Source organism: Tianweitania sediminis, from assembly GCF_017813335.1.
In the GTDB taxonomy this organism is placed as follows: Bacteria; Pseudomonadota; Alphaproteobacteria; order Rhizobiales; family Rhizobiaceae; genus Tianweitania; species Tianweitania sediminis.
The window spans coordinates 130,350-150,797 of sequence record NZ_JAGIYY010000010.1 but is presented as its reverse complement, the minus strand read 5'-3'; the positions used below and the strand labels follow the sequence as shown (position 1 = coordinate 150,797).

General features: G+C 64.6%; 21 protein-coding genes and 2 riboswitches. Of the genes, 7 read left to right on the top strand and 14 right to left on the bottom strand.

Annotated elements, in window-relative coordinates; all coding sequences use genetic code 11:
* Positions 1-2: 2 nt before the first annotated feature.
* From cobS to cbiE, 6 genes are read right to left on the bottom strand one after another with little or no spacing between them, the layout of a single operon-like run.
* The gene (gene cobS / locus J5Y06_RS20455; protein ID WP_209337047.1) at positions 3-779 is read right to left on the bottom strand and encodes an adenosylcobinamide-GDP ribazoletransferase; all 777 of its coding nucleotides are present in this window, start codon (positions 777-779) and stop codon (positions 3-5) included.
* Positions 776-2,089: a cobyrinic acid a,c-diamide synthase CobB gene (locus J5Y06_RS20450; protein WP_209337046.1), complete on the bottom strand. Its 1,314-nt coding sequence runs from the start codon at positions 2,087-2,089 to the stop codon at positions 776-778. Before J5Y06_RS20450 ends, cobS begins: the two co-directional genes overlap by 4 nt.
* A complete protein-coding gene (gene cobA, locus J5Y06_RS20445) occupies positions 2,086-2,889 on the bottom strand; it encodes a uroporphyrinogen-III C-methyltransferase (RefSeq protein WP_209337045.1) in 804 nt (267 codons plus the stop codon). The genes J5Y06_RS20450 and cobA overlap by 4 nt, the downstream gene beginning before the upstream one ends.
* On the bottom strand, positions 2,886-3,650 hold the full coding sequence (gene cobM, locus J5Y06_RS20440) for a precorrin-4 C(11)-methyltransferase (protein WP_209337044.1): 765 nt from the start codon (positions 3,648-3,650) through the stop codon (positions 2,886-2,888). Before cobM ends, cobA begins: the two co-directional genes overlap by 4 nt.
* Positions 3,647-4,051, bottom strand: coding sequence for a cobalamin biosynthesis protein (locus J5Y06_RS20435; protein WP_245248181.1), 405 nt, complete (start codon positions 4,049-4,051; stop codon positions 3,647-3,649). Before J5Y06_RS20435 ends, cobM begins: the two co-directional genes overlap by 4 nt.
* Positions 4,030-5,271, bottom strand: coding sequence for a precorrin-6y C5,15-methyltransferase (decarboxylating) subunit CbiE (cbiE, locus tag J5Y06_RS20430; RefSeq protein ID WP_209337043.1), 1,242 nt, complete (start codon positions 5,269-5,271; stop codon positions 4,030-4,032). The genes J5Y06_RS20435 and cbiE overlap by 22 nt, the downstream gene beginning before the upstream one ends.
* On the opposite strand from cbiE, the gene J5Y06_RS20425 reads away from it, so the two are divergent.
* A complete protein-coding gene (locus tag J5Y06_RS20425) occupies positions 5,270-6,034 on the top strand; it encodes a cobalt-precorrin-6A reductase (RefSeq protein WP_209337042.1) in 765 nt (254 codons plus the stop codon). The two genes, cbiE and J5Y06_RS20425, sit on opposite strands and share 2 nt — an antisense overlap.
* Here J5Y06_RS20425 and J5Y06_RS20420 read toward each other — a convergent pair.
* From J5Y06_RS20420 to J5Y06_RS20390, 7 genes are read right to left on the bottom strand one after another with little or no spacing between them, the layout of a single operon-like run.
* On the bottom strand, positions 6,001-6,762 hold the full coding sequence (locus tag J5Y06_RS20420; RefSeq protein ID WP_209337041.1) for a precorrin-3B C(17)-methyltransferase: 762 nt from the start codon (positions 6,760-6,762) through the stop codon (positions 6,001-6,003). The genes J5Y06_RS20425 and J5Y06_RS20420 overlap by 34 nt on opposite strands.
* The gene (locus J5Y06_RS20415) at positions 6,759-7,538 is read right to left on the bottom strand and encodes a precorrin-2 C(20)-methyltransferase (protein ID WP_209337040.1); all 780 of its coding nucleotides are present in this window, start codon (positions 7,536-7,538) and stop codon (positions 6,759-6,761) included. The genes J5Y06_RS20420 and J5Y06_RS20415 overlap by 4 nt, the downstream gene beginning before the upstream one ends.
* Positions 7,535-8,164: a precorrin-8X methylmutase gene (locus tag J5Y06_RS20410; protein WP_209337039.1), complete on the bottom strand. Its 630-nt coding sequence runs from the start codon at positions 8,162-8,164 to the stop codon at positions 7,535-7,537. The genes J5Y06_RS20415 and J5Y06_RS20410 overlap by 4 nt, the downstream gene beginning before the upstream one ends.
* Positions 8,161-9,372, bottom strand: coding sequence for a precorrin-3B synthase (cobG, locus tag J5Y06_RS20405; RefSeq protein WP_209337038.1), 1,212 nt, complete (start codon positions 9,370-9,372; stop codon positions 8,161-8,163). Before cobG ends, J5Y06_RS20410 begins: the two co-directional genes overlap by 4 nt.
* Complete coding sequence (gene cobN / locus J5Y06_RS20400) at positions 9,369-12,659, bottom strand: cobaltochelatase subunit CobN (RefSeq protein ID WP_209337037.1); 3,291 nt, start codon at positions 12,657-12,659, stop codon at positions 9,369-9,371. The genes cobG and cobN overlap by 4 nt, the downstream gene beginning before the upstream one ends.
* A 12-nt stretch (positions 12,660-12,671) precedes the next feature.
* Complete coding sequence (cobW, locus tag J5Y06_RS20395; RefSeq protein ID WP_209337036.1) at positions 12,672-13,709, bottom strand: cobalamin biosynthesis protein CobW; 1,038 nt, start codon at positions 13,707-13,709, stop codon at positions 12,672-12,674.
* On the bottom strand, positions 13,706-14,140 hold the full coding sequence (locus J5Y06_RS20390; protein WP_245248179.1) for a DUF1636 family protein: 435 nt from the start codon (positions 14,138-14,140) through the stop codon (positions 13,706-13,708). Before J5Y06_RS20390 ends, cobW begins: the two co-directional genes overlap by 4 nt.
* 41 nt (positions 14,141-14,181) lie before the next feature.
* A riboswitch (cobalamin riboswitch) is annotated at positions 14,182-14,385 on the bottom strand.
* A 92-nt stretch (positions 14,386-14,477) separates the two neighbouring features.
* Positions 14,478-14,667, top strand: a riboswitch (cobalamin riboswitch).
* Between the two features lie 34 nt (positions 14,668-14,701).
* Here J5Y06_RS20390 and J5Y06_RS20385 point away from each other — a divergent pair.
* Genes J5Y06_RS20385 through J5Y06_RS20370 form a run of 4 tightly spaced genes read left to right on the top strand, consistent with a single transcriptional unit; the run spans position 14,702 to position 17,922 of the window.
* Entirely contained in the window at positions 14,702-15,319 is a 618-nt protein-coding gene (locus J5Y06_RS20385) for a HupE/UreJ family protein (protein WP_209337035.1), read from the top strand.
* A gap of 6 nt (positions 15,320-15,325) precedes the next feature.
* The gene (cobU, locus tag J5Y06_RS20380) at positions 15,326-15,838 is read left to right on the top strand and encodes a bifunctional adenosylcobinamide kinase/adenosylcobinamide-phosphate guanylyltransferase (RefSeq protein WP_209337086.1); all 513 of its coding nucleotides are present in this window, start codon (positions 15,326-15,328) and stop codon (positions 15,836-15,838) included.
* Between the two features lies 1 nt (position 15,839).
* Positions 15,840-16,454, top strand: coding sequence for a cob(I)yrinic acid a,c-diamide adenosyltransferase (cobO, locus tag J5Y06_RS20375; protein WP_209337034.1), 615 nt, complete (start codon positions 15,840-15,842; stop codon positions 16,452-16,454).
* A 4-nt stretch (positions 16,455-16,458) separates the two neighbouring features.
* Positions 16,459-17,922 carry a cobyric acid synthase gene (locus J5Y06_RS20370; protein WP_209337033.1) on the top strand — a complete coding sequence of 488 codons (1,464 nt, stop codon included), beginning with the start codon at positions 16,459-16,461 and terminating at the stop codon, positions 17,920-17,922.
* On the opposite strand, the gene cbiB is transcribed toward J5Y06_RS20370, so the two are convergent.
* Positions 17,909-18,877 (bottom strand): adenosylcobinamide-phosphate synthase CbiB, encoded by a 969-nt coding sequence (cbiB, locus tag J5Y06_RS20365; RefSeq protein ID WP_209337032.1) that lies wholly within the window; start codon positions 18,875-18,877, stop codon positions 17,909-17,911. The genes J5Y06_RS20370 and cbiB overlap by 14 nt on opposite strands.
* On the opposite strand from cbiB, the gene cobD reads away from it, so the two are divergent.
* Both cobD and J5Y06_RS20355 read left to right on the top strand, forming a co-directional pair.
* A complete protein-coding gene (cobD, locus tag J5Y06_RS20360; RefSeq protein WP_209337031.1) occupies positions 18,876-19,907 on the top strand; it encodes a threonine-phosphate decarboxylase CobD in 1,032 nt (343 codons plus the stop codon). The genes cbiB and cobD overlap by 2 nt on opposite strands.
* Positions 19,904-20,407: a tyrosine phosphatase family protein gene (locus J5Y06_RS20355; protein ID WP_209337030.1), complete on the top strand. Its 504-nt coding sequence runs from the start codon at positions 19,904-19,906 to the stop codon at positions 20,405-20,407. Before cobD ends, J5Y06_RS20355 begins: the two co-directional genes overlap by 4 nt.
* The last annotated feature ends 41 nt before the right edge of the window (positions 20,408-20,448 follow it).

Here is a 20,448-nt window from a genome sequence, read left to right as displayed (position 1 = left end):
TTTTAATTCAGTTGGGATGTCGCGGCGATCAGCACCGCAACCTCGCCGGCCTGTTGCAAGCTTCCCAGGACATCGCCGGTCTGGCCGCCAATCTGGCGCAACGCCAGCCAGCGCAATGCGCCATAACAAGAGGCAAGCAGGAGCGCCGACAAAAACGCCGCCGCCACGCCCGGAGGGGCCAACAGGACGGCACCGAGGGCAAGCGCGATCATCGCGCTTTCCAGAGGCACCCGGCCGACGCCGGCCGAAACACCACCGGACCGCGCGTTTGGAAGATCATGCATCATGGCGGGCAACAGCGCGCGCGACGCACAATGCGCGGCGATCAGGACGGCAAGCGCGGTCCAGAATCCGAAAGGCACAAGCGCGGCCATCAAACTCGCGCGCAAAAGCAGCGACAGCACGAGGGCCGCGACCCCATAGGTGCCGATCCGGCTGTCCTTCATGATCTCGAGCTTGCGCTCGCGGGTCGCGCCACCGCCGAAACCATCGGCCACGTCAGCCAGGCCATCCTCATGCAGCGCGCCGGTGATCAAAAGAGTGGCCAATAGGGCGAGGACTGCGGAAGCGAGCGGCGGCAGGTCGAGCGCATGGCCGACGCCCAGCATGGTTGCGGCACCGAAAGCCGGAACAACCCCGGCAAGCGGCGCAGCCCATAAAGCGCGTCCGAAGCCATCGCGAGCGAGGCGGTAAGCAGGTATGGGCAGGCGCGTAAAAAAGCCGAGGCAGGCGAACATCTCACCCAGCCAGTCACGACCGTTCTCCTCCTTGCTCGTCATGCGCGGGCAATCGCGTGAAAGAAGGTGCCGCTGACATGACCGCGCCGCGCACCCGAGGGCCCAAGCGCATTGCCAATGCCATCGGCGAGCTCGGCCAAAGGCGTGTCATGGCCGGAGTCGATCACCCGCGAGTAATGAAATTCGTGCCCGCGCACGGTCTCCCCGGCGCGACCGATCAGGCAATCGGCGGTAAGCACGGCTTGGCGGTATCCAAGGTTCAGCTTGCGCTTGGCATAGCTGGTGGCATGGCCGAGCAGGCCGGTCATGGCGTGCGTAACGCCCTCGGCATCTTCCAGCGCCTGGCCCAGAACCATGAAGCCGCCGCATTCGCCATGGACCGGCCGCGTTTCCGCAAAGCGATGCAGGCCGGTCTTGAAGGTATCCGCCGCCGCAAGCTGGCCTGCATGAAGCTCCGGATAACCGCCGGGCAGCCAGCAGGTATCGCAGCTTTCGTCGGGGACCTGATCGGCCAAAGGAGAGAACGGGATGATCTCGGCCCCTTGTTCCCGCCACAACCGCGCCACATGGGGATAAACGAAAGTGAAGGCCGCATCAGATGCCAACGCAATGCGCTGACCGGGCGGGGGCAGCGCATGCGTGACGCTGCCTTGGGGCGCTTCAACGGGATGCGCAAGGGCGATCACCGCATCGAGATCGAGGCTCTTTTCCATCGTGTCGGCGAGCCGATCAATGAACGCCTCCAGCGCCTGATGTTCACTCGCCTGCACCAGCCCGAGATGCCGCTCGGGCAACGCCATGTCCGGGTTGCGATAAACGGCGCCAACGACGGGGATGCCGCGTGCTTCGATCGCGGCACGGGCTTGATCTTCGTGCCGGGCGCTTGCCACCTGGTTCAAGACAACGCCGCCGATGGTGACATCTGGATCGAAAGTGGCAAAGCCATGCGCGATCGCCGCAGCCGTGATGGACTGGCCAGAAATATCGAGCACAAGCAGTGTCGGCAGCCTGTAGCGGCGGGCCAGTTCGGCCGCGGCACCTGATCGACCTGGGTCGGCACGGATGCCGTCGAACAGCCCCATCGCGCTTTCGATAATCACGAAATCAGAGCCTTGCGCTTGATGGCTCAGAAGATGGTCGAGCAGATCAGGCTGCATTGACCAGCTGTCGAGGTTGACTCCCGGTTGGCCGGTGGCGGCTGCGTGGAAGCCGGGGTCGATGTAATCAGGTCCCGATTTGCCGCCGCGCACCGTGTGGCCCCGTCGCGCCAAGGTGCGCATCAAACCGATGGTGACGCTGGTTTTGCCGGAGCCGGAGCGAGGCGCGCCGATGATCAAACCGCGCGCGCTCACGGCAGAATGGCCTCGCGGATGAGCGAACCGAGCGCATGACGATGCGCCACGATCTCGCCGACGACGATCAGCGCGGGCGGCACGATGCCGGCTGCGCGCACATCCGCATCGACTCGCGCGAGATCGGATACGAGCAACCGTTCTTTCGCGGTGGTTGCACCTTGGATCACGGCGACAGGTGTTGCCTCGGCCAGCCCGCCCCGCCGCAAGCCTTCGACGATCACCGGCAGGTTGCTCATCCCCATGTAAACCACGATTGGCTGGCCGGTTCGCGCCAGCGAGGCCCAGTCGAGATGATCGGTGTCGTCGATGCCGTGACCGGTGGCCAAAATGATCGCCTTGTTGACGCCGCGTAGCGTGGCGGGAATGCCAGCAGACGCGAGCGCGCCGAAGGCAGACGTCACGCCCGGCAGAAAGCGGAACGGAATGCCGGCTGCCGAGAGTGCAGACGCTTCCTCGCCGCCGCGCCCGAACACGTTCGGATCGCCGCCCTTCAGCCGCAGCACGCGCTTGTTTTCCTGCGCCAGCCGCACGATCAGCTCGTTGATGAAGGACTGCGTGGCAGAAGGCTGGCCGGCGCGCTTCCCAACGAAATGGGCTTCGGCTTGAGGACTGGCCTTCAGAGCCGCGGCGTCCACGAGCGCGTCATAAACGATTGCATCCGCCAGACCCAATGCTGCAACGACCTCCAGCGTCAGACCGGCCAGATGGCCGGGCCCCGCGCCGGCGAGCCAGACATGGCCGGGCTCAAACTGAGGAATGCGGACATCCAGCCGCGCGAGGGCATCAACAAGGCTCACAGGCTGTCGCGCCCCCTGAAGCGGCGCTGATAGGCGGGATCATAAAGCGAGCTTTCGCGGAAATCGTCCGAGCGAAGTCCGGGGCCGACGAAGATCAGCGCTGTGCGGTCGATCGGATCGGCAGCGACCTGCGCTTCGATGGTGGCCAGCGTGCCGCGCAGGATGCGCTCTTCAGGCCACGTCGCGCGCACCACAATGGCGACCGGGCAATCGGCGCCATAGAGCGGGGTAAGTTCGGCCACAACGCGGTCAAGCGCATGGATCGCGAGATGGATCGCAAGAGTGGCACCCGTTGCGCCGAAGGCGGCAAGGTTTTCGCTGGCGGGCATGGCGGAGGCGCGGCCGGACACACGGGTGAGCACCAGACTTTGTGCGACTTCTGGAATCGTCAGCTCGCGCTTCAACGCGGCGGCAGCGGCGGCGAAGGACGGAACCCCGGGCGTGAGGGTGTAAGGAATGCCAAGCCGCTCCAAACGACGGATCTGTTCGGCAACCGCGCTCCAAACAGACAGGTCGCCGGAATGGAGGCGGGCAATGTCCTGGCCGGCCTGCGATGCAGCAACGAACTCCTGCTCGATTTCGTCGAGCGAAAGCGGTGCCGTATCGATGATGCGGGCATCCGGCGGGCAGTAGTCCAGCAGTGCTTTCGGCACGATGGAACCGGCATAAAGGCAGACCGGGCAGCGCGCGATAAGATCGCGGCCGCGCACGGTGATGAGGTCCGGGGCGCCCGGTCCGGCGCCGATGAAGTGCACGGTCATTCGTCGTCTCCGCTGACCGCCAGAGCACAGGTCACGCCGTCCTGAACTAGCCGCGGAGCGAGCAGGCGCGCCTGCGTGCCGCAGGCAGCGAGCGCGGCCGCTTCGCTGGCTGAACCCAATCCCGTCGCGGCGAGCGAGGCTTCGCTGCGGGTCAGGCCGCGGCTGTCGGCCGCTTTCAGTTGGGTGTCGTCCGGCACGGCTAAAGGAATTCCGAGGATTTCGGCGGCTTCGACCAGGCCAGGTTCGTCCTTCTTTGCCGGAACGGTGGCCAGCATGGCAAGATCGTCACGCGCGAAACCCTGCGCTTCCAAAACAGCATCGAGCGTGGCCAGAACGGCCATCGCGCGCGTGTTTTGGGTGCAGCCAAGTCCGGCGACCATCATGGCTTCACCCACGCCCATTGCAACACCGGCATGGCCGGGCGCCAACCGCTCATGCTGCCGACCGGGGTTGCGCGTGCGGTCGCCATCTGCGTGAGTTCGCCACCAAGCCGGGCGTAATGCGACAGAAGCACGGCTTCCATTTCTAGCGTGACGCTGTTGGCGACGAGCCGCCCTCCAGGTTTCAGCGCCGCGATCGCCGCGTCCATGGTGCCGTGGTCCGAACCGCCGCCGCCGACGAAAATCGCATCCGGCCGCGGCAGATCATGGAGCGCTTCCGGCGCGCGGCCTTCCGCGATCTTCAGGCCAGGCACGCCAAACTGGTGGGCGTTGCGCCGAATGCGCTCGGCGCGCTCGGGCACGTGCTCGATGGCGATCGCGCGCATTGAGGGGTGGGACAGCATCCACTCGATGGAAATTGAGCCGGAGCCTGCACCAACATCCCACAGAAGTTCGCCCCGGCGCGGCGACAGAGCGGACAACGTCGCAGCGCGGATAGCGCGCTTGGTAATTTGGCCATCATGCTCGAAGAGGTCATCGGCGAGGCCAAAGCCCAGCGGCAGGATGCGGGCGCCATCCCCCGCAGCGACCTCAATGGCGAGGACGTTGAGCGGGTTGAACTCAGGCAAGCGGTCCCTGCCCGACCATGTGCTGACGCGCTCACCTTCACCGCCAAGCGCTTCAAGAACATGCAGTCTTGAAGCGCCGAAGCCGATCTCTGCCAGCAAACCCGCAATGATGTTTGGTGCTTGACCATCAGAGGTCAACGCCAGAATGCGTCGGCCGGGATGCAGCAGCGGGCGAATGAGGTCGATCGGGCGGCCGTGAAGAGAGACGATTTCGATGTCCTGCAACGCCCAGCCCATACGCGCGGCGGCAAGGCTGAAAGAGGACGGAGCAGGCAGGACTTCGATTTCCTCGGCATCGATGACACGAGCGATTGTAGCGCCGACGCCGAACAGGAAAGGATCGCCGGACGCCAGCACGCAGACCCTGCGGCCCTTCAGGGCGACGAGTTCGGCCATGGATGGATCGAAGGGCTCCGGCCAAGACCGCGTTTCGCCAGTGACAAGATCCTGGGCGAGCGCGAGATGGCGACGGCCGCCCATGACAATCTCGGCTTGGGCGATCAGGTCGCGCGCTCGCACAGACAATCCAGCAATCCCGTCTTCGCCGATGCCGACGATCGAAAGCCATTTCGTGTCTGTTGCGGAAAGGCCAAGCGGATTATGCAGCGGCATGGAAACACCGCATTGTCTGATCTTGGGCGGCACCGGCGACGCGCGCGAGCTGGCCGAGCGGCTGAGCGCCCGCACCGACTTGCGCGTGAGTTTGTCGCTCGCCGGCCGCACGAAAGCGCCGCTGATGCAGGCCGTGCAAACGCGGATCGGCGGATTTGGCGGCGTCGATGGTCTGACGACGTACATCCATGCCGAGCGCGTCGATCTTTTGATCGATGCCACGCATCCCTTCGCCGCCGGCATCAGCGCCAATGCATTCGCGGCCGCTCGAAGCACCGGTGCGCCGCTGGTGCAGCTGGACCGCCCCGCTTGGGAGAAGACGAATGACGATCGCTGGATCGAGGTGGGGGACATGGTCGCTGCGGCGGCTGCGCTCGGCAATTCGCCGCGCACAGTGTTTCTGACCATCGGACGACAGGAACTCCTGCCCTTCGCCGCTCGCCCGCAGCATCACTTCATCCAGCGCAGTGTTGATCCCGCCGATGTGACCCTGCCGAAGGCCACAATCATCCTGGATCGCGGCCCCTTCGATGCGGAGGTCGAGGAGGCGCTGATGCGCACGCACGGCGTTCAGGTGGTGGTGAGCAAGAACAGCGGCGGCGCGGCGACCTATGGCAAGATTGTCGCGGCGCGCCGGCTCGGGCTTCCGGTGATCATGGTCAAGCGCCCTGCTCCATCCGGTGCAGATACCGTAAGCTCTGTTGAGGCCGTGGAGGACTGGATCAACCGTCACGTTGCAGCCTTCGCCGAACGTGGCGCATAAACCAGTGGCTCCATTCCCGGACGCTCGATCAGACGGGTGTCGGGCGAGCCGATGATGACGCAGGTCGCCATATCCGCAAAGGCCGGATCGGCATCGCTGAGCGGCACGATACGGATGCGCTCGTCCGGACGGCCGGCGGCGCGGCCGAACACAACCGGGACTGTTTCCGGCAAGACGGTGCGCAGGATTTCAAAGGCGCGGCCAAGCTGGAACGGACGGGCCTTGGAAATCGGATTGTAGAGCGCGATCACGAAACCGGCTGAAGCGGCGGCCAGCAGGCGGCTTTCAATGAGGTCCCAGGGCTTGAGATTGTCGGACAAGGACATGGCGCAGAAATCATGCCCGAGCGGCGCGCCGACGCGTGCGGCGACCGCCAGCATTGCGGTAACGCCGGGAACCACGGCGAAGTCGAGCGCGCGCCATTCGGCCGGGCCATGCTCAATCGTCTCGCACATCGCGGCGGCCATCGCGAACACGCCGGCATCGCCGCCGGATACAACGGCGACATGCTTGCCGGACACGGCAAGATCGAGTGCGGCCTTGGCGCGGTCGAGTTCTTCGCGATTGTCGGACGCGTGCAGCGTCTGGTCGGCACGAACTTGGAGACGGTCGAGATAAGGCTTGTAGCCGAAGAAGTCGCTGGCAGCTTCGATAGCCGCACGCGCTTGCGGCGTCATCTGATCGGGGTTGCCCGGCCCGGTGCCGATGACGGTGAGACGTCCGCTCATGCCACGACCTCCGCCATCTGGGAGGAAGTATCGACGCTCTCGCCCGGTTTGGCAGCCCAGCCAGGCACCAGCACGATGGAAAAGTATGGCGCGATGTCGTCCGGCTTGGCCGCCAGTGGCGTGATTGCCATGTTTTCCATGGTGCCGCGCTCGACATAGATGGCGCGCTCGAGCTTGCCGACCTGCGCAAGGGCGCGGCGGATCTTGGGCAGATTGCGACCGACTTTCATGATCACGGCCGCATCCGTATCCGACAAGCGATGAGCCAGAATGTCTTCGGCCAAGGTGCCGGGTAAAACGCTCAGAATGTCGTCACCCTGCACGATCGGAACGCCGGTTGCCGACCAACAGCCGGACATGGCGGTGACGCCCGGCACGACCTCCGTGGAGAAGCGATGCGAGAGCCGGACATGCAGGTGCATATAAGAGCCGTAGAATAGCGGATCGCCTTCCGACAACACCACAACGGTGCGGCCGGCAAGAAGATGATCCTCAACCGCCTTGGCAGACTCTTCGTAGAAGTCGCTGATTGCGGAGACATAATCCCCATGATCCTTGTCGATCTCGGTGGTCACGGGATAATACAGCGGAAGCTCAATGACTTCAGGCCGCATATGCCCGGCAACGATCTTTCGGGCATTGCCGGCATTGCCGCGCTTGGCGAAATTCGCGATCACATCGGCTTCTGCCAGATAGCGCGCGGCCTTGAGCGTCAGCAGTTCGGGATCCCCCGGGCCGGTGCCGAGGCCGATCAATCTGCCAGGGGCAGCGCTCATAGGCCCGGCCTCGCAAGGGCGTTGATTGCTGCGGCAGTCATTGCGCTGCCGCCCATGCGTCCCCGCACGATGGCGAAGGGGATGCCGAGGTTGCTTTCAGCCAGCGCGTCCTTGGATTCTATCGCGCCCACAAAGCCAACCGGCATGCCGATGATGGCGGCCGGCCGCGGAGCACCGGCAGCGATCATGTCCAGCAGGTAGAACAAAGCGGTGGGCGCATTGCCGATGGCGACAACCGCACCTTCCAGTTGCGGTCGCCAGAGTTCGAGTGCTGCGGCGGAGCGCGTGTTGCCGATCTCCTTCGCGAGATCCGGCGTGCGGGGATCGCGCAAGGTGCAGATCACCGGATTGGTCGCCGGCAGCCGGGCGCGGGTGACGCCCTGCGCTACCATTTCGGCGTCGCACAGGATCGGAGCGCCGGCCTGCAATGCTGCGCGGGCGTCTGCAACGAAGGTCGGCGAAAACTGGAAATGTTGCGCGGCTTCCACCACCCCGCAGGCATGGATCATGCGCACGGCGACATCGGCTTCCGCTTCGGTAAACAGCGAGAGGTCAGCTTCCGCCCGGATGATCGCGAAGCTCTTCTCGTAGATGGCGTCGCCCGATTTGATGTAGTCCGTGGTCATGAAGCCCGCTGCATGGGTGGTATGTTCGTCAGCCTGTCGCTGAAATCGGGCGGCAGCACTATCCCGTTCGCGACGATCTTGCGAGAGCCCGGAACACCAATCACATCGACGTGCGCACCGGCGGGCTTCGCACACTGCTTGTCGCAACCAGAAAGATGCAAAAGAAAAGGCCCGTCGAGCCAATCCGGAGGGTTGGCAGCGAGATCGCGGCCGAGCGCATGCGTGTTGAAATAGCCCGAAGCGCAAGCGGGCGCTCCGGCGCAGGCAACGATTCGCAGACGTGGGTCGTCCTGCTGGATGATAAGGTGATGGGGATCGGAGCGGGTCAGGGCGGCACGCGCGGTGGCCTCGTCAGGGCACAGCAGGATCAGCATGCGCTGCGGCGACAAGCGAAACTCCGTGATGCCGAGGCTTTGCATTTCAACTGAAAAGGCGATCAGCGTTTCGGCGCTGACGGTGCCGAAAGGCAAGGCCACCACGGCAGCGAAGCGGTTGTCGGTGAGGAGCGTGATGTCGCCGGGGTGAAGACGAGAGGGCTCAGACTTCCGTGGCTTCACCGGCGGCTGGACGTCTTGGTAGGTCAGCAAGAGATCGCCTCCGCGTGTCTTGCGGCCACCGTCGGCGATTGCGCGCAGAAGGGACACGGCGGACTGAACAGCCCATTCGGCCTCGTAAGTGCCGACAAATCGTGCGGCGTTGGCGTCGCCGGCAATTGCCAACTGCCAGGTCGTGGCACCAAGCGCCGTCAGCCGCACGTCGGCTTTCACGCCGGCGAGCATCGACGGCCCGCCGCCATCCACCACAACGGAAACCTTGGGACCGAGCCTGGGGGCAAAGTCTGCCGCTTGGTTTTCGATCGCTTCAGCCAACGGGCGCGGATCGGCGCGCTCGTTACGGCAAAGGCCGGCCAGCGGCGCGACATCGAGCGGAAGACCGCTTCGGATTTGCAAGCCAAGCGCTTCAACGGTTGCGTTCATGCCGGCAACGGTGTCAGGGCGCAGACCGCGGATCTGTAGGCTTCCGCGAAGGGTAATTTCGAGCAAGCCGTTGCCGAAGCGTCTGGCGGCTTCCGCCACACCTGCAAGATCGGCTGGCGAGATTGCGCCATTGATCGGGTTGATGCGGGCGAGCAGCCCGTCGCCTGTGGTCATGGGCTTGGAGAGCGACGGGCATTCACCGCGTTGACGCGGGGGGAAAACCGCGGTCATGCCGCGAACTCCAAACTCTGCGCTTCCGCAATAAGCGTGGCGAGATCGTCATCGGTCGAGTTGCGCAGCGGATGCCACAGGCCGCGACGTCGCGCCGCCGCAAACCGTTCTGCGATGAAGCGGGCAGCGGCGGGGTTCTCATGAAGAAGAAAAGCGCGAACGGCCTCGTCCTCGACGTAAGCGGCATGCAGATCGCCGATCAAAGCGCCGGGCACGGCATCCGTAGTTTCGGCAAACCCGACAAGACGATCAACGGTTTCGGCGAATTCCGATGCGCCGCGCGGGCCGTGGCGCATCTGGCCGGCGATAAAGCGGGGGTTCAGCGCGCGGGCGCGCACGGCGCGTGCGATGGTTTGTTTCAGCGAACGCGCCTGCGGGCGCTCGGCCTTCGTTGTGTCAAGCACGATGAGGTCAGCCTTGCCGCCGAGCGCTTTAACCGCCGCCGCGAAGCCGCCGATGAAGGCGACATCGGCCGAGCCTTCCAGGATGTCACGGCCCGGATCGTCGGCGCTGTGGACGAGAAGATCGGCGTCCAGAAGGCGTTCTGCGAAGGTTGCATCGGAGCGCCCTTCCCCGTCATGACCACCGAAGGCGTAGGCTGCGCCATTGAGATAGGCCTGGCCGAGTTCGGCCTGTTCGTCCCATTCACCCGACGCAAGCTTGTCTTCGATGCCGGAACCATAGGTGCCCGGCGCAGACCCGAAGATGCGGGCTGGGGTTTGGCCGGCGCGTCGCGACGCCGCCAGCGGATTGTCGCCCTCAGCTTCATCGCGGGTCGAAACGGCAGCGACCGCGGCATCGAGCAGCGCAATCTGGCTGGCAAACATGTCGCGGAACAGGCCGGAAATGCGCCAGGTCACATCCACGCGTGGCCGTCCCATGGCCGCTGGCGGTAGAACCTCGATGCCCGTGACACGACCGGTTGCCGGATCCCATTGCGGACGGCAGCCCATCAGCGCAAGGCCTTGCGCGATCTCCTCACCGCCGGTGCGTAATGACGCGCTGCCCCACAGGTCGATCACGAGCGATCGCGGCCAATCGCCGTGGTCCTGCATAAAGGAGCGTAGCACTTCGTCAGCCGCCTTTTGCCCCAGCGAAAAGGCGGTGGGCGTCGGCAGGGTGCGCGGATCGGAAGTGAAAAGGTTGCGTCCGGTGGGCAGAACGTCGGTGCGGCCGCGCGCCGGCGCGCCCGCCGGACCGGGGCGAACATGCTTGCCGTCGAGCGCGGCCAAAAGCGCATCCCGTTCGGTCTCGGCGCAGTGCCGGCGCATGAGGTCGTCGCCGGCCGCGCGACCAAAAATATGCAGGCCGTCCTTGACCGCGAATTCCTTGAGGTCGCAGAGCCAGGCGTCGATACGCGTCAGCGCGGCGTCCGGATCATCCGCGGCGTCGACACCCGCGTCGCCTGCCAGCCCGGTCTTCTGCGCGGTTTCCACAATCAGCTTCGCGAGGCGGTCACGGCGGCGGCGGTCGAGGCCGTCGGCCTGGCTGTATTCATCAACGAGCCGCTCCAGCTCCTGCTGCTCGTCGCTCAGTCCGGCGCCTTCCAGTGGCGGGGTGAGATGGCCAATCGTGACAGCCGCGATACGCCGCTTGGCCTGCGCCGCTTCACCGGGGTTGGAAACGATGAACGGATAGATGACCGGCAGCCCGTGGGTAACGATCTCGGGGAAGCAGTCTTGCGACAAAGCGACGGTTTTCCCCGGGAGCCATTCCAGGGTGCCATGCGCGCCGACATGGATGATCGCGTGGCTGCGGAGCACGTCGTGCATCCACATGCCGAAGGCGACTAGCGCATGGCGTGGTGGCAAAGCTGGATCGTGATAGTCGGCCCGGCGATTGGCCGAGCGACCACGGTCGGGCGCAAGAGCTACGGTGACGTTGCCGAATCGAGCGGCACGAACACCGAAGGCACCGTCTTCGGCTTCTGCTTCGGGCTCGCCCCATGTTGCAGCGAGCTTGTCCCGCGCGCGTTCCGAGATCGTGGCAAGATGATCATGATACAAAGCAACATCAACGATCTCCCGCGAAGTTTGAATCTGATGCATGAGCTCGCGCGGAAGCTCGGGTATGCCTTCAATCGTGTAACCGGCAGCACGCAGATCGACGAGCATGGCCAGAACACTCCCGGCAACATCAAGTCCTACGGCATAGCCGGTGCGGCCAGCAGCACCCGGATAATCCGGCACGAGGATGGTGATCTTCCGTTCGGCCCGCGGAGTTTGCGCTAGGCGCAGGAAGCTTGCGATGCGACTGGCAACATGCCTGACGCGGTCGGGTTCCGGACGGTTGATCTGCGCTGACCCCGGAAGCAGCCCCGGCTCCTTGAAGGAAATGGCGCCCGCAAGAATGCGACCATCGAGCTCGGGCAGAACGACATGCATGGCAAGATCAGCCGGCGCCAGGCCGCGCTGGCCGTCCTGCCACGCCTCGCGCCGCGTGGTGGCGGTGACGATCTGGAACACAGGGATGCCAAACGTGTCAAACAGCGTTTGCGCGCCCGGCTCGGCGCCGCTTGCAAAGGCCGTGGCGGTGAGGATGGCCGCCGGCCGATGCTGCTCAACAGCCTGGCGCAGGAAACTCTCCACCTCCCCGTCGCGCAGGCTGGAAACATAGATCGGCACGGGCACCATGCCATGCACCGCGAGTTCGTCGGCAAGCGCATCGATGGGTGCGACATCGTCGGCGAGCAGCATCGAGCGGTAAAACAGGATCAGGACGCGCGATCCAGTGCTCGCCTCAACAGGCCGATGAAAGCCGGCGCGCGGAAGCGGTTCGGCCACTTCCACGACGCGATCTTGGCCGGCCAGCATCGCCATCCGCTCGACAACGCGGCGCATGTTGTCCGGCCCACCTTCGCGAAAACAGGCGAGCAGCGCGTGCCGCTCCGCAGGCTCCATCGTCGACAGGGCTGCGAGGCGCTCGTCTTCGACGCGACATTCGCCGGGCAACAGCGCAAGCTTCACGCCATTGCGGCGGGCAGTTTCGCTCAGGCGGTCACAGCCATAGCGCCACCAGTCGTAGCCACCCAGCACGCGCACCACGATGACCTTGGCCTGGGACCCGATGCGGTCGACCCAAAGATCGACGGACATCGGATGGCGCAGATCGCGCAGTGCCGTGAGGCGCAGATCCGGCAGCGCCTCGTCGGCCTTCGCGGCGCGATCGAGACTGGCAAGGTCACTGTCGGAAAACGACAGGGCAACCAAATCCGCAGGCTGCTGGCCCAGATCGACGGGCTCGATCAGGTCATCCAGCGAAGCGGTCGTGGTTGCAAGGATGTGCATGGCGGCAGAGTACTACGCGGCGAGGATTTCTTCGATGGCGCCGCGGTCGAGACCCTTCAAGCCAATTACGACCAACCGCGTGCCACGGGTTTCTCCTGCCTTCCATGGGCGGTCGAAATAATGGGCGACGCGCGGGCCAACGGCCTGAACCAGCAGCCGCATCGGCTTGCCCGACACTTCCGCAAAGCCCTTCAAGCGCAGGACGTTTTCTTTTTCCGCTGCCTTCGCGACCTTTGTCGCAAGCGCATCAGGATCGGTGATCGCGGGCAATTCGACGATGAAGGTGTCGAAGTCGTCATGCTCGTGGTCGAAATGGCCGTCATGGCCGGTCTTGCGGTTCTCGATGTCGTCTTCGACAGCGAGGCCTAGGCCGAGAAACACTGCCGGATCGATCTGGCCATGCGCTGACGGCACGATCTTCACCGCGCGCGGCAGATGGTCTGCAATGCGCCCTTCGGCGCGCTGAAGCGCCTCAGGATCCAGGAGGTCGCTTTTCGAAAGCACGATGAGATCGGCGCAGGCGATCTGGTCGTCGAATACTTCTTCAACGGGGTCGTCATGGTCGAGCGACTCGTCGGCTGCACGCTGCGCTTGCAAGGCGTCCATGTCGGACGCAACACGACCATCCGCGAGCGCCGGGCCATCAACCACGGCAACGACGCCGTCCACGGTAACGCGGTTCTTGATCGCCGGCCACTGGAAGGCCTGAATCAGCGGCTTGGGCAGAGCCAGCCCGGATGTCTCGATCAGGATGTGATCGACCTTCGGCTCCAGCGCCAGGATCTGGTCGAGCGCGGGTGCGAAATCATCGGCCACCGTGCAGCAGATGCAGCCATTGGCAAGTTCAATGATGTTCTCGTCGGGGCAGTTTTCGACGCCGCAGCTTTTCAGGATCTCGCCGTCGATCCCGACGTCGCCGAACTCGTTGACGATGATGGCGATACGCTTTGTTCCTGACTTCTCCAGCATGGAACGCAGCAGCGTGGTCTTGCCCGCCCCCAGAAAGCCTGTGACGACAGTGCAGGGAGTGCGGCCGGCGGAAACGCTCATGGCAGGTCCTTCAAATGGTCGAATGTCGGGATGCGCGCGATCAGGCCGCGCTTCAAGGCTTGGGGACGTCCGCGAAACGGCATGAACGGGTCTGCAGATGTCGCAAAAAGTTCTGCGCCGGCGATGATGTCTCCAGCGCTTTCCTCATCGAGTTTGCCGAACAGATAACTCCAGCCGCCGTCGCGCAGCATGGCGACGTTGACGCCCCGGCGGCAGTTGGCGAGGCAACTGACGCCCTGCACGGTTATACCGGTGTTTTCCGCTGCCTTCGTAACCGCGTCGAGCAGTCGAGAGCCCGGGCGCACCCCTTCCGCGGGTATGTCCCGCAAACGGCAGGACCGGCACACAAGGACAGTCACCGCAGGCGGCTCGCAAGCCGTGGTGGATGCCGCACCGGGCACGATCGAAGTTGCGGGTGAGTCTGCCGCCAATATTCCGTTCTCCTCGCCCGGATCGCCCGCCGGACATGTTCAGGATCAGTTCGCTGACGGCAGGTCTCCTGGCTCTCGGATCATTGCGCCCTTCCGCCTTCCCAGGCTTGTCGTCGCCCAGTGGCTTTCGGAAGAACCGCTCACCCGATCACAGTTGCGGGGACAGCTGCGGACTGGCTTTCGCGCACCGCATTCCCTCTTAGCCGGCGGGGATGAACCGCCAGACCGTCGCTTACGCTTGTAGGACTTGTCAGAACGGGCGTCAACGCGGGCGCTGCAGCGCCCTTCGACCTGCTTTCCATGTCGCAAATCGGATTGCACGCGTTCGTGAAAGCTCTATGCTTCCCCTGTCAACGGTCCCCGCAAGGGGTTCAAAGGGAACGCGGTGCGGACGTAGTCCAAAGCCGTGGCTGCCCCCGCAACTGTAAGCGACAAGCTGTGCCGAATGCCACTGGAGAAACTCCGGGAAGGTCGGCAGAAGCGCCCGAGTCGTGAGCCAGGAGACCTGCCCGAGACAAACATTTGTACAACATCCCTCGGGTGGAGGGAGAAAGGCTTACCATGACCCTTCGCATCGGCCGCGCCGCCGCCTTCCTTGCTGCTGCCGTGTTTGCGGCACCGGCCTACGCGCATCACGCGATGGACGGCGAAATGCCTTCGACCTTCTTCCAGGGCTTCGTTTCTGGCCTCGCGCATCCGGTGATCGGCATCGATCACCTCGCCTTTATCGTGGCGGCCGGGTTGATCGCAGCGGTCACCCGCATGGGCATCGCCGCCCCAATCGCCTTCGTTGTCGCTTCGCTTGCGGGCGTCCTCCTCCATCTTGGCGCCTTTGATCTTCCCGCCGTTGAACTGCTGATCGCCCTTTCTGCTCTGGGTGCCGGCGCAGCACTGGCCCTGGCGCGCACAGGCGCCGGCCGCTCGGTTTGGCTCGTCGCCTTTGCTGGGGCGGGCATTGTCCACGGTTATGCTTTCGGCGAGTCGATCGTTGGAGCTGAGCAGACCCCGTTGATAGCTTACCTGGCAGGCCTCGCCATCATCCAGTCGGCCCTCGCGGTCAGTGTTGCAGGTCTTGCGTCGAGCCGTTCCTGGCTCCCGGCCGACCTGCAGCCCCGCCTCGCTGGAGCCGCGGCGTTCGGCGTCGGACTGACCGCCCTGGTTGGCAACCTGGCGGGCTGATCCGAACTGGCACCGCCCCGGCTTACTTTCCTTCTCGGCGGCGCACGCTCCGGCAAGAGCCTGCACGCCGAGCAGTTGATCACGAGGCTCCCCGCGCCCTGGACGTATATCGCCACGGCGCAGGCCTTCGACAGCGAGATGCGTGAGCGCATCCAGCACCATCGCGACCGGCGTGACGGTGGCTGGCAGACGCTGGACGCACCTTTAGATCTCGCCGAAACCCTACACGCGCTGCCGACCGGCACGCCGGTTCTGCTGGATTGCCTCACGCTTTGGCTGACCAACATCATGCTGGCGGAGCGCGACGTGGAGGCTGCGGTTGCCAAGCTTTCCTCCGCGCTGGCTGCGCCGACGGGCCCGTGGCATGTCGTTTCCAACGAAGTTGGCCTCTCCATCGTACCGGAAAATGCGCTGGCACGCCGCTTCCGTGATGAACAAGGCAGGCTCAACCAGAAAATCGCGGCATTGGCCGACGAGGTTCTGTTCATGGTGGCTGGCCTGCCGATGAAAGTGAAGTGATATGACCGAGATCGACCAGGCAGAGGCCGCGCGCCACAAGGCGAAGATGGAAAAACGCAAGCAGGTGCAGGATGCCGAAGTTGCGGAGAAAACCGTCGAAAAAGGCCTGCTGATCGTCAACACCGGGCCGGGCAAGGGCAAGACCACGGCGGCGTTCGGGCTTGCTCTGCGGATGCTGGGCTATGGCAAGCGCGTGGGCGTGGTGCAGTATGTCAAAGGTGCCTGGCACACCGGCGAAATGGACGCCTTTAAGCTCTTTGGCGACCAGGTCGTTTGGCACACGATGGGCGAAGGCTTCACCTGGGAAACGCAGGACTTGCAGCGGGACATCGCGGCGGCCGAACGCGCCTGGGAAAAAACGGAGGAACTGCTGGCGGATCCGACGATCGGCCTCGTGATCCTGGATGAGCTCAACATCGCCTTGCGCTACGACTATCTCGACCTCGGAAAGGTGGTGGCGACGCTCACCGCGCGCCGCCCTGATCTGCATGTCGTGGTCACCGGCCGCAACGCCAAGCCGGCACTCGTCGAGGTCGCCGATCTCGTTACCGAGATGACGGCCACGAAGCATCATTTCAAAGCCGGCGTGAAGGCACAGCAGGGCATCGAGTTCTAGTTCTATGACCGCCCGCGCGCTCATGTTCCAAGGCACCGGCTCGGATGTCGGCAAGTCGCTGGTGGTGGCAGGCCTGTGCCGCGCATTCACGAAGCGCGGGTTCACTGTCCGGCCCTTCAAGCCGCAGAACATGTCGAACAATGCCGCGGTCACCAGCGACGGCGGCGAGATCGGCCGGGCGCAAGCGCTGCAGGCGCTAGCCTGCCGCACGCCGCTGACGGTGCACATGAACCCGATCCTTCTGAAGCCGCAAAGTCAGGTCGGCTCACAGGTGGTGGTGCAGGGCAAGGTGGTCGGCACTGCCGATGCGCGCGCGTATCAGACCATGAAGGCAGGCCTGATGCCGCGCGTGCTGGAAAGCTTTGGGCGCCTGAAGAATGAGGCCGATCTTGTGCTGGTGGAGGGTGCGGGCAGCGCATCCGAAGTCAACCTACGCGCCAACGACATCGCCAACATGGGATTCGCCCGCACCGCCGACGTGCCTGTGGTGCTGATCGGCGACATTGATCGCGGCGGGGTGATTGCGAGCCTGGTGGGCACCAAGCATGTGGTTGATACGTCGGACGCCGCGATGATCTGCGGGTTTCTCGTCAATCGCTTTCGTGGCGATCCCTCGCTGTTTGATGAAGGCATGATCACAATCGCTGAGCAGACCGGCTGGCGCGCCTTTGGTCTGCTGCCGCATTTTGACGATGCGCGGCGCTTGCCGGCCGAGGATGCGCTGGCGCTGACGGCTAAGTCCGCGCGCAAGGCGGGATCTGGCAAGGTGCGCATTGCTGTCCCAATCCTGCCCTCAATCTCCAACTTCGATGACCTTGATCCGCTGGAAGCCGAGCCGGATGTTGAACTCGTCCGCGTTTGGCCGGGAACAGCCCTGCCCGGCGACGCCGATCTCGTTCTGTTGCCGGGTTCCAAGGCGACGATCGCCGACCTCAAGGTCCTGCAAGATGCAGGCTTCGGCGTGGATCTGGCCGCTCATATCCGGCGCGGCGGTCGCGTGTTGGGCTTATGTGGCGGGTTTCAGATGCTGGGGCGCACGATCAGCGACCCCCAAGGGATTGAAGGACCGGCCGGCACGGTGGACGCGCTGGGGCTGCTTGACGTCGACACGGTTCTGACCGGAAACAAGTCGCTGCATCCGGTCGCCGGCGTAACAGTCGATGGCACCTCGTTCCGCGGCTACGAGATGCATGTCGGGCGCACCGAGGGACCAGGTATGCAAAGACCTTTTGCGACGCTTGGCGATGGGCGGCCGGATGGCGCGACGTCAGCGGACGGGCTGGTCTCGGGCACCTATGTTCACGGCTTCTTTGCCGACGACGAGCAACGCGCGGCGTGGCTCACCAAGCTTGGCGGCGTGTCGCAACTGGCTGACTACGATGCCGGGGTTGACCGTGTCTTGGACGGTCTCGCTGCCCATTGCGAGCGGTATCTCGATCTTGATGCGATGTTGGCTAATGCACGCTGAAGATCGCCAGCGCACCCACGCCAGCCAGGGCGACCATCAGGAGGTCGGCGGTCCAGTAAAGGCGCAGCGCGCGGCGGATGTCAGTACTCGTGGCTTCGCGGCGCCCGCCTTTGCCCATGAAGGCGTCGTTGACCTGAACGCCTCCGTAGGAGCGTGGACCGTTCAACGCCAATCCGAGCGCGCCGGCAAAAGCTGCTTCGGGCCAACCGGCGTTGGGCGAGCGGTGCTTGCCCGCATCGCGGCGAACCGCGGCCCATGCACCCGCAGCCGAACAACCTGGCAGAACCGCGGCAGCAAGGATCACCAGCAGTGCTGTCAGTCGCGAGGCCGGCAGGTTGATCAGATCGTCCAGGCGAGCGGCCGCCCAGCCAAAGTGAAGATAGCGCTCGTTCTTGTGGCCGATCATGGAATCAGCCGTGTTCACCGCCTTGTAGGCCGCACCGCCGCCCAAGCCGCCTACCGCCAGCCAAAAAGCGGGCGCAACGATGCCGTCGGAAAAGTTTTCCGCGAGGCTTTCGATTGCGGCGCGGCACACGGCGGGTTCATCCAGCTGTTCCGGGTCGCGCCCCACGATCATCGAAACGGCTTTGCGGCCGCCGGTGAGCCCTTCGGCCTCCAAGGCATTCGCGACCGCCTGAACGTGCGTCGCGAGGCTTCTTTGCGCCAGAAGCGCGCTCGCCGCGAGGGCGGTGAGAATGAGCCCCCATCCCGCTCCCAGCAGATTCTGGATCAGGAACCCGATGCCGCCGGACACCACCAGCAGCACGACAAGCGTCAGTACGCCACCAACCTTTCGCGCAGCATCACTTCGAGTTGGGCGGTTGAGGTGCCGTTCCAAACGCGAAATCAGCGCGCCGATCCAGGTCACCGGATGGCCGATGGCAGCGAAGAGACGGCTGGGATAACCAAGCGCGAGTTCGACGATCAAGGCGGAAAAGGCAAGCAGGACCGTCATGCGCAACCCGGTTGAAGTGCCTGCCGTGCCTGACCATGGTGGAAGCCTCGCAGGCGCCGAACAGCGCTTTCCGCAAGCCCCGAAACCGTGGGTCGATCTGTCGACAGGGATCAATCCGCACGCCTACCCGTTTTCACCCCTGCCCGCCACCGCCTTCTCGCGCCTGCCTGAACCGGAAGACACCGCAAGGCTGGCCGCCCTTGCAGCACGTGCCTACGGCGTAAGCGAACCAGCCTGCATTGCGTGCGGACCGGGTACCCAGATCCTCTTGCCGCTGGTGATGCGACTGTTGCAGCCCGGACGCGCTGCCGTGTTGTCGCCGACCTATGCCGAGCACGCCCGTGCGGCCGCGCTGGTGGGGCATACGGTGGGCGAAGTCGGTGCCTTCGAGGCGCTCTACGATGCCGATCTTGCGGTTGTCGTGAACCCCAACAATCCCGACGGGCGGGTGATCGCGCGCGAGCAGTTGCTCCATCTGGCGCGGCATCTCTCCGCCAAGGGCGGGCTGCTGGTAGCGGATGAGGCCTTCATGGAAGTTGGACCGCAGGAGCACAGCGTTGCCGGCGACGCCGGACGCGAGGGGCTGGTGGTGCTGCGCTCGTTTGGCAAGTTCTATGGCCTAGCAGGGATACGGCTGGGCTTCGTTCTCGCAGATCAGACGCGCGCCGCTTGGCTGAACGCGCAACTCGGCCCCTGGGCGGTTGCTGGACCGACGGTGCAGATCGCGAGCGAAGCACTCGCGGATCAGGTTTGGGCAAACGATATGCGGCGGCGACTGATCAAGGAGACAGCGCGGCTGGACGGTCTGCTTTCGAGGCACGGTTTGGTAATCGCTGGCGGCACAAGCCTGTTCCGTTTCGTGCGCTCGCTCCATGCTTCCGCGTTGTTCCAGCACCTCGGCGCACAGGGCATCCTTGTACGACCCTTCCGCTTCGACCCCTATGTTCTGCGGGTCGGCCTCCCCGCCGACGACACAGCACTTAGCCGGCTTGAAGGAGCGTTGATGGCGTTCGACGCGGGGGCGGCATGATCCACGTCACGCCTCTTTCCCGGCTCGACGAAACGCTGGCTGCCTCTGGGGCGCGGCGGATGATTTCGCTGCAGTCGCTCGGCGCAACCTTCAACCGGCCGGCCAACATTGCGCCAAGCGATTACCTGCAAGTGGCCATGCATGACATCGCGGAAGAACGTGAAGGCTATGTCGCGCCCTCACGTGAGCAGGTGGCGGCCATCCTCCGTTTCGCCGAACGCGTGACGGCCGACGATCCCCTGCTGATCCACTGCTATGCCGGCATCAGCCGCTCCACTGCGGCGGCCTTTATCATCGCTGCGGCGTTGCGGCCCGACATTGATGAAGCGGAACTGGCGCGTGAGCTGCGCCGACACGCACCATCCGCCACGCCCAACCCCCGCATCGTTGCGCTGGCCGACGATCTCCTGGACCGGAAGGGCCGGATGATCGCTGCCGCTCGGGCCATTGGGCGTGGCGCGGAAGCGTTTGAAGGCACGCCGTTTACGCTCCTGACATAAGCGTATCGAAAAGAAACGCCCCGACGCTAGCTCATGTCCGC

Coding starts and splice junctions, on each gene's coding strand:
- cobN (WP_209337037.1), bottom strand. CDS start 12,659: ATGCACATCCTTGCAACCACGACCGCTTCGCTGGATGACCTGATCGAG.
- J5Y06_RS20420 (WP_209337041.1), bottom strand. CDS start 6,762: ATGAGCGGACGTCTCACCGTCATCGGCACCGGGCCGGGCAACCCCGAT.
- J5Y06_RS20385 (WP_209337035.1), top strand. CDS start 14,702: ATGACCCTTCGCATCGGCCGCGCCGCCGCCTTCCTTGCTGCTGCCGTG.
- cbiB (WP_209337032.1), bottom strand. CDS start 18,877: ATGACGGTCCTGCTTGCCTTTTCCGCCTTGATCGTCGAACTCGCGCTT.
- J5Y06_RS20435 (WP_245248181.1), bottom strand. CDS start 4,051: ATGGGCGTGGGTGAAGCCATGATGGTCGCCGGACTTGGCTGCACCCAA.
- cobO (WP_209337034.1), top strand. CDS start 15,840: ATGACCGAGATCGACCAGGCAGAGGCCGCGCGCCACAAGGCGAAGATG.
- cobM (WP_209337044.1), bottom strand. CDS start 3,650: ATGACCGTGCACTTCATCGGCGCCGGACCGGGCGCCCCGGACCTCATC.
- cobG (WP_209337038.1), bottom strand. CDS start 9,372: ATGACCGCGGTTTTCCCCCCGCGTCAACGCGGTGAATGCCCGTCGCTC.
- cobS (WP_209337047.1), bottom strand. CDS start 779: ATGACGAGCAAGGAGGAGAACGGTCGTGACTGGCTGGGTGAGATGTTC.
- cobW (WP_209337036.1), bottom strand. CDS start 13,709: ATGAGCGTTTCCGCCGGCCGCACTCCCTGCACTGTCGTCACAGGCTTT.
- J5Y06_RS20410 (WP_209337039.1), bottom strand. CDS start 8,164: ATGACCACGGACTACATCAAATCGGGCGACGCCATCTACGAGAAGAGC.
- J5Y06_RS20370 (WP_209337033.1), top strand. CDS start 16,459: ATGACCGCCCGCGCGCTCATGTTCCAAGGCACCGGCTCGGATGTCGGC.
- J5Y06_RS20355 (WP_209337030.1), top strand. CDS start 19,904: ATGATCCACGTCACGCCTCTTTCCCGGCTCGACGAAACGCTGGCTGCC.
- J5Y06_RS20425 (WP_209337042.1), top strand. CDS start 5,270: ATGGAAACACCGCATTGTCTGATCTTGGGCGGCACCGGCGACGCGCGC.
- cbiE (WP_209337043.1), bottom strand. CDS start 5,271: ATGCCGCTGCATAATCCGCTTGGCCTTTCCGCAACAGACACGAAATGG.
- cobD (WP_209337031.1), top strand. CDS start 18,876: ATGCGCAACCCGGTTGAAGTGCCTGCCGTGCCTGACCATGGTGGAAGC.
- J5Y06_RS20415 (WP_209337040.1), bottom strand. CDS start 7,538: ATGAGCGCTGCCCCTGGCAGATTGATCGGCCTCGGCACCGGCCCGGGG.